This is a genomic window from Frankia sp. Mgl5 (assembly GCF_023242985.1).
GTDB classification, from domain to species: Bacteria; Actinomycetota; Actinomycetes; order Frankiales; family Frankiaceae; genus Parafrankia; species Parafrankia soli.
The window spans coordinates 18,915-27,608 of sequence record NZ_JALKFY010000624.1 but is presented as its reverse complement, the minus strand read 5'-3'; the positions used below and the strand labels follow the sequence as shown (position 1 = coordinate 27,608).

Annotated in this window: 9 protein-coding genes; 2 read left to right on the top strand and 7 right to left on the bottom strand. The window is 70.0% G+C overall.

Annotated elements, in window-relative coordinates; all coding sequences use genetic code 11:
* The 3 genes from MXD62_RS17580 to MXD62_RS17570 form a co-directional block, all read right to left on the bottom strand.
* Positions 1–639: SDR family oxidoreductase (locus tag MXD62_RS17580; RefSeq protein WP_248830619.1), on the bottom strand; the 639-nt coding region annotated here is incomplete at its 3' end.
* Positions 640–744: 105 nt separating this feature from the next.
* Entirely contained in the window at positions 745–1,116 is a 372-nt protein-coding gene (locus MXD62_RS17575) for a DoxX family protein (protein WP_018505790.1), read from the bottom strand.
* A gap of 80 nt (positions 1,117–1,196) precedes the next feature.
* Complete coding sequence (locus MXD62_RS17570) at positions 1,197–1,874, bottom strand: SDR family NAD(P)-dependent oxidoreductase (RefSeq protein WP_248830618.1); 678 nt, start codon at positions 1,872–1,874, stop codon at positions 1,197–1,199.
* 128 nt (positions 1,875–2,002) lie between these two features.
* On the opposite strand from MXD62_RS17570, the gene MXD62_RS17565 reads away from it, so the two are divergent.
* Together MXD62_RS17565 and MXD62_RS17560 are read left to right on the top strand one after the other, a co-directional pair.
* Positions 2,003–2,710, top strand: a complete 708-nt coding sequence (locus MXD62_RS17565; protein WP_248830617.1) for a TetR/AcrR family transcriptional regulator — start codon at positions 2,003–2,005, stop codon at positions 2,708–2,710.
* Between the two features lie 550 nt (positions 2,711–3,260).
* Positions 3,261–3,722, top strand: coding sequence for an integrase core domain-containing protein (locus tag MXD62_RS17560; protein WP_308301277.1), 462 nt, complete (start codon positions 3,261–3,263; stop codon positions 3,720–3,722).
* A gap of 143 nt (positions 3,723–3,865) precedes the next feature.
* Here the strand turns inward: MXD62_RS17560 and MXD62_RS17555 are convergent, their stop codons facing one another.
* Genes MXD62_RS17555 through MXD62_RS17540 form a run of 4 tightly spaced genes read right to left on the bottom strand, consistent with a single transcriptional unit; the run spans position 3,866 to position 8,125 of the window.
* A complete protein-coding gene (locus tag MXD62_RS17555; RefSeq protein WP_248830616.1) occupies positions 3,866–5,062 on the bottom strand; it encodes an ABC transporter ATP-binding protein in 1,197 nt (398 codons plus the stop codon).
* A gap of 8 nt (positions 5,063–5,070) precedes the next feature.
* Positions 5,071–5,985: a carbohydrate ABC transporter permease gene (locus tag MXD62_RS17550; RefSeq protein WP_285224107.1), complete on the bottom strand. Its 915-nt coding sequence runs from the start codon at positions 5,983–5,985 to the stop codon at positions 5,071–5,073.
* The gene (locus MXD62_RS17545) at positions 5,985–6,881 is read right to left on the bottom strand and encodes a carbohydrate ABC transporter permease (protein ID WP_248830615.1); all 897 of its coding nucleotides are present in this window, start codon (positions 6,879–6,881) and stop codon (positions 5,985–5,987) included. The genes MXD62_RS17550 and MXD62_RS17545 overlap by 1 nt, the downstream gene beginning before the upstream one ends.
* Positions 6,878–8,125, bottom strand: a complete 1,248-nt coding sequence (locus MXD62_RS17540; RefSeq protein ID WP_248830614.1) for an ABC transporter substrate-binding protein — start codon at positions 8,123–8,125, stop codon at positions 6,878–6,880. Before MXD62_RS17540 ends, MXD62_RS17545 begins: the two co-directional genes overlap by 4 nt.
* Between the last annotated feature and the right edge of the window lie 569 nt (positions 8,126–8,694).

Genomic DNA, 8,694 nt, shown 5'->3' with positions numbered 1-8,694 from the left:
CAGGGCGTCGGCGATGACCTCGGCGTGGCCGGCCTCGATGCCGTCGAGAGTGGCGCGCACGACGTCGGCCGGGTCGTTCTTGTCCATCTCCACACCGGCACCCATGTCGGTGTCCGTCGGGCCGAGGATGAGCCCGGTGACCTGCGTGTTCTGAGAGGCGAGTTCGAGGCGGACGCTGTTGGTCAGGCTCCAGGCGGCCGCTTTGGCCGCGCAGTAGGAGCTGGTGTGTTCGCTGGGGGCCCAGGCGCCTGCCGACAGCACGTTCACGATCGTCCCGCCCCCACCTGCCCTCAGGACCGGGGCGAAGGCGCGGATCATGTTCAGCAGGCCGTAGTAGTGGGTGTCCATCTCCAGCCGGATCATGTCCATGTCGCTGGTCGTCAGGTTGGTGAACGTCGCGACGCCGGCGTTGTTGACCAGCAGGGTCACGTCGCCGGCGGCTTTGGCTGCGGCGGCGATGGATGCCGGGTCGGTGATGTCGAGGGAGAGTACCTCCGCCCCCGGTACGTCGACGCTGTCGGGACGGCGCGCGGTGGCGTACACCTTGGCCGCGCCACGTTGCAGGAGCTGGGCGGCGAAGTGGCGGCCCAGCCCGCGGCTGGCGCCGGTGACGAGGGCCACGGAGCCGGCGATCTGCATGTCAGGCATCCTTTGCAGGAGAGAAGCGGAAGAGCGGCATCAGTAGCGCCCGATCGTTGAGCCAGGCGGGCGCGTGGCGGGGGCGGAGCCCGGCACAGGAGCGGGTCAAAGGGCGTGGGGTCCGAATCGGCCCCACATCACGACCGCCGCGAGGATGAGCAGCACCGCGTTGAACGCGATGGCCGCCGGCTCCTTGCGGCGAGCGTGGAGACCCATGGCCAGGACCATGATCACTGCGAGGCCGGTGGCGGCCAGCGGGGTGAGCACGGTGGCGATGTCGAAGGCACCCGGGAGGATCAGCCCGAGGGCGCCGGCGAACTCGACGGCACCGATCAGACGCACCACCGGGGTCGACACATCGCTCACCCACGGCAGCTGGGGAATGAGCTGTTCGCGGGACCGGGTGGACTTCAGGACGCCGGCGACCGCGAACGCCGCAGCCAGCAGGCCCTGCACGATCCACAGGAACACGTTCATCGGGCGGGACCTTCTCTGGAGATCACGCCGCGGCGCGATCAGGGTTCGACGAGGGGCGGATCAGGGCGGCCGGTGCGGTGTCAGCGGCTGAAGACGCGCTCGGTCGCGTCGCGGTGGGTGGTGTGCAGCTCCCAGTAGACGGGGGAGATCTCCTCGGGCTGGGCCACCGGCGCGCCGGGGATGACGGCGGTGCCGATCGACACGTCGATGCCGACGTGGGCGGCCTGGATACCGGCACCGGCCAGTTCCTTGTGCAGGTTGATCACCCAGTTGCGCAGTGCCGCGGCGGCGGCGTTGACATTGGCGATCATTGGAACGGGGTCGATCGAGCCGGCCCCGGTGGTGTAGAGCAGGGTGCCCGCGCCGGCCTCACGCATCGCGGGCAGCACCGCCTTCGTGGCGGTGATGGCCCCGTACAGCTGGAACCCCATCTCGTGCTGCACATGGGACGGGTCGGTCTCGGACGGACCGGTCAGGATGGTGGACCCAAGCGTCCCTACCGGGGAGTACTCCAGGACATCGATCCCGCCGAACTGCGCGGCGGCGTCCCTGAGCGCCTGGGCGAGCCCGTCACGGTCAAGTACGTCGGCGGGGAACGCGGCGGCGGTGATGCCCTCAGCGCCGAGCTTGCCGACGAGCTCGTCGAGCTTGGCGCGGTTGCGGGCGATCAGGGCGACGTCGAGGCCGTGGGAGCCGAAGGTGCGGGCGATGGCCAGACCCAGCTGGGGGCCGGCCCCGACGATGGCGATGGCGGGCATGGTGAACCTTTCGAGAGGCTATATGGATAGGGCTATCCGAATCGGCGATCCGGATGGCCCTATCCGGTTTGCTCGACCACTGTAGCACAAGAACCGGATAGGCCATTCCGATTCGTTAGGCTGGGGGCATGAACCCCGGGGCCCAGCACACCGACGGCAGCGCCGAGCCCGCCGCCCAGCCGTTGCGCAGCGACGCCGAGCGCAACCGGGCTCGGATCATCGCCGCCGCGCGGAAGGTGTTCGGACGCGACGGCCTGAACGCCTCCATGGCCTCGGTAGCCCGCGAGGCGGGGGTGGGGATCGCCACCATCTTCCGCCGCTTCCCCAGCAAGGAGGAACTGGTCGCCGCCGTCTTCGCCGACCGGATGGACACCTACGTCGACGCGGTCGCCGCGGCCCTGGACCACCCCGATCCGTGGGACGGATTCGCGGGGTTCATCGAGACGGTCTGCGCGATGCAGGCCGCCGACCGCGGCTTCGCCGACATCCTGACCATGACCTTCCCCTCCGCCAAAGCTCTCGAAGCCCGCCGCGCCGAGGCGTACAACGGCTTCCTCGCACTCATCGCCCGCGCCCAGGACAGCGGGCACCTGCGCGAGGACTTCACCAGCCGGGACCTGATCCTCCTGCTCATGGCCAACGCCGGCGTCGTCAACGCCACCGGCGACGCCGCGCCCGACGCCTGGCGCCGTCTCGTCGCCCTGATGATCCAGTCCTTCCAGGCCCCCGCCCGCGGCCCTCTGCCCGACCCACCCGGGGAAGCCGCCCTCTACCAGGCCATGCTCCGCGCCAGCCAGGGCATCACCTCACCGCCCGAACCGGGGAAACGCGGCTGATAACCCGGCCGGCGGTCTATCGGTGGGTCGGTCCGCCGTCGGCGAGCCTCGTCGCGGAGGGGGCTGTCCGAGCCGGGATGCTTCTACGCCTGTCGAGCGGCGCTGACGATCCAGGCAGTGTGCGCCGCACGGACAGGAGCCTGTGGGTGCCCGAAACTCGTCCGTGAGCCCTGAGCAGGGATTTTGACTCACTCGACGATCCCACCCGGTGATCGATAGACCTTCCGTCGAAGGCGATCGGACACCTGCACCTCTGCCTGTCGTCCAGCCGTGCTCTGCCGGCCATCAGGTGCTGTTGACCGGGACACCACCGTGTGGATGATCCTGGCCATGGCGGTTCGGCTGATCTATCTCGTCTTCTGTCGGCTGGTGGGCTGGCTGGGGTTGGTGGCCCGCAGCTCGGCGGCGAAAGACGCCGAGATCCTCGTGCTCCGCCACGAACTCGCCGTGCTGCGCCGCCAGGTGTCCCGGCCCCGGTTCTGCTGGGCCGATCGCGCGATCCTCGCCGGGCTGGCACGTCCTGTTCTTCATCGAAGTCGAATCCCGCCGGGTGCATCTCGCCGGTGCGACCCGCCACCCGACGAACAGCTGGGTCACGCAGCAAGCCCGCAACCTGCCCATGACTCTGGGTGAGCAGGCGGAACGGTTCCGGTTCCTCATCCGCGACCGCGATACGAAGTTCACCGCCGCCTTCGACACCGTCTTCACCACCGACGACATCGATATCGTGCGGACGCCCGTGCGGACCCCGGTCGCGAACGCTTTCGCGGAACGCTGGGTCGGCGCCCTCCGCCGCGAGTGCCTCGACCACCTCCTCATCCTCGGCGAACGACACGCCACCGCCGTCCTCACCGACTACGTCGACCACTACAACCAGCACCACCCCCACCGGTCACTCCAGCAACAGGCACCGCTCAGCACCGGCACCAGCCCACCGCCCGAGCCCGGCACCTCGGCCGTCCGACATGATCGGCTCGGTGGCCTCATCCACGAATACCGGCAGGCCGCCTGACCCGAACCCAGTTTCCGGCACCCACACGTTGATCGGACACTCCCCTCGGTCAGGGCGCGCAACCCGTCGGCTGGCGCCTCCCCTAGCGTTCCCGGTCGGTGCCGAGGGCTGGGCACCGACCGGCCGGGTCATGCCGTGCCGCGTCAGGCCGTGGCCGGGGCGTCCAGGTTGCGGCCGGTGTCGGGGTCGAACAGGTGCAGCTGGTGGACGTCCAGCCACAGCTCGGCCTGCTCGCCCTCCCGGATCCGGCTGGCCGCGTCGAGCCGGGCGACCACCTGTTCCGCCTTGCCGGACAGCTCGACCGTGCCCGCGTCATGGGCCAGCTCCTCCAGGTCGGCGGTCCGGGCGCGCCCGCCCGCCAGGGTGAAGTAGGCGAAGCTGTCCGAGCCGAGCCGCTCCAGCACGTCCACCGTGACCGTGAACCGCAGTCCCGGACGGTCCTTTGTCGGCTCCAGCGCCGCGTCCTCGAAGTGCTCGGGCCGCGCCCCGACGATCAGTGACCGGCGGTCGGCCGCCGTCCCGGTCCAGCCCTCCAGCAGCCGGCGCTGCCGCTCGTCCGGGACGATCGTCCCGAGAGGGGTGCGCAGCTCACCCTCCTCGACGGTCGCCGGCACGAAGTTCATCGCGGGTGAGCCGATGAAACCGGCCACGAACACCGTCGCCGGCCGGCCGTACAGCTCGGTCGGCGTGCCGACCTGCTGGATCCGCCCGGACCGCAGCACCGCCACCCGGTCGCCCAGCGTCATCGCCTCGGTCTGGTCGTGGGTGACGTACACCATGGTCGTGCCAAGTCGGTTCTGGATGCGGGACACCTCGGTGCGCATCTGCACCCGCAGCTTGGCGTCCAGGTTGGACAGCGGCTCGTCCATCAGGAACGCCTTCGGGGAGCGGACGATCGCGCGGCCCATCGCGACCCGCTGCCGCTGCCCACCGGAGAGCTGGGCCGGCTTGCGGTCCAGGTGCTCGGTGAGGTCGAGGACCCTGGCGGCCTCCTCGACCAACCGGTCGATCTCCTCCTTCGGCCGTTTCGCCAACGCCAGGGCGAAGCCCATGTTCTTGCGCACCGACATGTGCGGGTACAGGGCGTAGCTCTGGAACACCATGGCGATGTCGCGGTCCTTCGGCGCCAGGTCGTTGACCACCTTGCCGCCGATCCGCAGCTCGCCGGAGGAGATGTCCTCCAGGCCGGCGATCATGTTCAGGGTGGTCGACTTCCCGCACCCGGACGGGCCGACCAGGATGACGAACTCGCCGTCCGCGATGGCGAGGCTGGCGTCGTCCACCGCGAGCCGGCCGTCCGGGAACCGCTTGGTGACGTGGTCGAGAACGATGTCGGCCATGGGCGGGCCTATCCCTTCACCGCGCCGGAGGTCAGCCCGGCGACGATCCGACGTTGGAACAGCAGGACGAAGATGATGATCGGGATGGTGATGACGACGGCCGCCGCCGCGATCGACCCGATCGGCTGGGCGAACTGCGACGCGCCGGTGAAGAACGCGATGGCGGCCGGGACGGTCCGCGACTGCTCTGTCGACGTCAGCGAGATGGCGAACAGGAAGTCGTTCCAGCAGAAGATGAAGACCAGGATCGCGGTGGTCACCATGCCCGGCGCGGCCAGCGGGGCGATGACCCGCAGGAACGCCTGCCGCGGGGTGGCTCCGTCGACCTGTGCGGCCTTCTCCAGGTCCCAGGGAATCTCCCGGAAGAACGCCGACAACGTGTAGATGGCCAGCGGCAGGGAGAACGTCAGATACGGGATGATCAGCCCGAGCCAGGTGTCGAAGATGCCGATCTGGCGCCACAGGTTGAACAGTGGGCTGACCAGGGAGATCTGCGGGAACATGGCGATCAGCAGGGCCAGGCCGACGAGCAGCCGCTTGCCGGGGAATTCGAGCCGGGCTATCGCGTAGGCGGCCATCGAGCCGAGTGCCACCGCGAGCGCGGTGGAGATGAGCGCGATCCCGAGGCTGTTCAGCAGTGCTCGGGTGAACAGGGACTCGCCGAAGATCTCCCGGTAGTTCTCGAAGGTCCACTCGCGCGGGATGAAGCTGCCGTCGGTGATGCTGGCCGGGGTCTTGAACGACAGCGACACCAGCCACAGCAACGGCACCAGCGACATCCCGACGATGACGAGGTTCGCGGCCGACCAGCCGAGCAGCGCGGTGCGGTCCCGCGCCGGGCGCCGGGCACGCGCCCGGCCGGGGCTGCCGGGGCCGGTGGGGCCGTCGGCGCCGGCGGCCGGAGCGGAGGTGACGGTGGTCATCAGCGGTGGCCCTCCCCACCGGGCGCGGCGGCGCCGAACCCCTTGACGAAAACGAACGCCACGAGCGCCACGACGAGGAAGATGAGCACCGACAACGAGGAGCCGACACCCAGGTTCAGCGCCGTGAACAGGTTGTCGTAGCCCAGGATCGACACCGACCGGGTGTCGTACGCCCCGGCGGTCAGCACGTAGATGCTGTCGAAGATGCGGAACGCGTCCAGCACCCGGAACAGCAGCGCGACCAGGATCGCCGGCTTCATCAACGGCAGGATCACCCAGATCAGCCGCTGCCAGGCGGTGGCCCCGTCGACCTTCGCCGCCCGCAGCAGGTCCTCCGGAACCAGCGCCAGCCCGGCGAGCAGCAGCAGCGCCATGAACGGCGTCGTTTTCCACACCTCGGCCAGGACGATCACGGCGATGCCGTGGACCTGCGAGGTCAGCGGGGCGGCGTCACCGAACAGGCCGGACAGGTAGCCGGTGTCCGGTGTCCACGCGTACCGCCAGCCGAACGCGGCCACCACGGTCACGATCCCGTACGGAATGAGGATCACCGTCCGGATCAGTCCTCGACCGATCAGTGCCCGGTGCATCGCCAGCGCGAGCGCCAGCCCGAGCACGAACTGGATCGTCACCGAGATGACCGCGATGATCACGGTCACCGCGAGTGCCTGCCACCACAGCGACGAGGTCAGCACGGTCGCGTAGTTCGTCAGCCCGACGAACTCGGAGTCGGCGGGGAACCTCAGGTCGTAGCGGTGCAGCGACAGATAGACCGCGTACCCGACGGGATAGCCGGTCACTGCCAGGATGACGACTACCGCCGGCGCGCACAGCGCCCAGCCGAGCCGGCGTTCGGCCCGGGCCCGCGCCGACAGCTCCACTCTGTTCGCGGTCACGGCACCAGTCCCTTCGACTCGAGGGCGTCGGCGATCGCCCCGCGCAGTTCCCCGAGCCTGCCGAGACTCGCCGAGGACGGCGGCGAGAGAGTGTGCGCGATCTGCAGCGACACGCTCTGGTAGGCCGGCGTCCGCGGCCGCACGCTGGCGTTCCGCAGCGCCGTGTAGATGGCCGACGCGAACGGGTAGCCGCCGGCGATGAACTTCTCGTCGGTGTAGAGATCCTCGAGGGTCGGCGGGAGCCCGCCGTCGATCGCGTCGCGGATCTGGTTGTCCCGGCCGGTCAGGCACGCGATCGCGGCGGCCGCCTCGGCCCGGTGCGAGCTGTAGGCACCGATCGCGAGGTTGTAGCCACCGATCGTGCTGTGCGACGGCTGACCGGGCACCAGCGTCGGCCACTGTGCCCAGCCGATCTGCTCGGCCAGCCGCGGGTTGTTCTGCCGGGCCGACGGATAGATGAACGGGTAGTTCAGCTGGAAGGCGGCCGAACCCGTCTCGAACGCGAGCCTGTTGTCGTCCTCCCGCTGGTTCGACCAGGACGGGTCGGCGGCCGGTGAGTGCGCCAGCGCCCGGATCGCCTCGACGGCCCGCTGCGCCGGCGTGCCGAGCACCACCTGGGTGCCGTCCTCGTTGAGGATCCGGCCGCCGGCCGAGGCCACCAGCGAGTTGAACAGCACGGTGTAGCCCTCGTACTGGGCACCCTGTACCTCGACGTAGTGCGGCTTGCCCTGCTCGGCCAGCCGCCGGGCGTCCGCCAGCATCTCGTCCCAGGTCCGCGGCGGCCGCGGCACCAGATCCTTGCGGTACCACAGGAGCTGGACGTTGGTGTTCAGCGGCACGGCGTGGAGCTGGTTCTCCCAGGTGCCGGTCCGCACCGCGGCCGGCAGCATCCCGTCGGTGAGCCGCCTGGCCTCCGCCGCCGGGAACGGCACGATCCAGCCGGCTTCGGCGAACTCGGCGGTCCAGGTCACGTCCAGCGCGAGGATGTCCATCGAGGAGTCCTCGGCGGCGAGCCGCCGCACCAGCTGCTGGCGCTGCCCGTCCGAATCGTTAGGCAGCATGTTGACGCCGATCGTGTACCGGCCGTTCGACGCGGCCGAGCAGTCCGCGGCCGCCTTCGTGAACGAACCGGACGACTCGTTGTAGACGTACCAGGTCAGCCGCACCGGGCCGCGGCCGCCTCCGTCGCCGGAACCGCCGCAGGCGCCCAGGGCGAGCACCGCCGCCAGTACCAGCGCTCCCACGCCGGCCGCCGTGGACCGGCCGCGCCGGCCCCTCGGGATACCACGGCTCGGGATGCCGCACCTCAGGATGCCGCGACTCGGGGTGCCGCGGGCGGGTCCGGCCGTTCCCGGATCGTGGCCGCGATGCCGGCCGGCTCCATGAGGTTCACGGGATCGACGGGGTTGTCGGATTCCCATAGGCCGTGCTCACCACCCCACATCGCGCCACAGGAAGCGACGCGCGGACAGCAGACGTTCAAAGCCGGAGGGTGTCCGGCTACCTCATCGACGTCGCACCACGTCGTCCCCGGGCCGTGCATCCGTCGGTCGGCTGACCGGCGGTGGCTCCGCCATTCCCGGGCGCATGACACCGTAAACGTGCCGTCACGGGAGCATTTCGGACGGCAGACTTCCCGCTGCCTTGTGTATATCGCGTGGGAGCTTCGCGGTGGCTATCGAGCGCGCGCGGAGAGACGCTCCAGCGTGTCGACAAAGTCCCTGAGTTGACCTGAACGCGCGCACCGTGATCCCCCTCGCCACCCTCGGCGCCGACGGCCCGACCGGCGCGGTGCACGAGGACGACACGAAGC

Bases quoted from the DNA above. Each gene is read 5' to 3' on its own strand.
- MXD62_RS17575 (WP_018505790.1), bottom strand. From the start codon at position 1,116: ATGAACGTGTTCCTGTGGATCGTGCAGGGCCTGCTGGCTGCGGCGTTC.
- MXD62_RS17570 (WP_248830618.1), bottom strand. From the start codon at position 1,874: ATGCCCGCCATCGCCATCGTCGGGGCCGGCCCCCAGCTGGGTCTGGCC.
- MXD62_RS17565 (WP_248830617.1), top strand. From the start codon at position 2,003: ATGAACCCCGGGGCCCAGCACACCGACGGCAGCGCCGAGCCCGCCGCC.
- MXD62_RS17555 (WP_248830616.1), bottom strand. From the start codon at position 5,062: ATGGCCGACATCGTTCTCGACCACGTCACCAAGCGGTTCCCGGACGGC.
- MXD62_RS17550 (WP_285224107.1), bottom strand. From the start codon at position 5,985: ATGACCACCGTCACCTCCGCTCCGGCCGCCGGCGCCGACGGCCCCACC.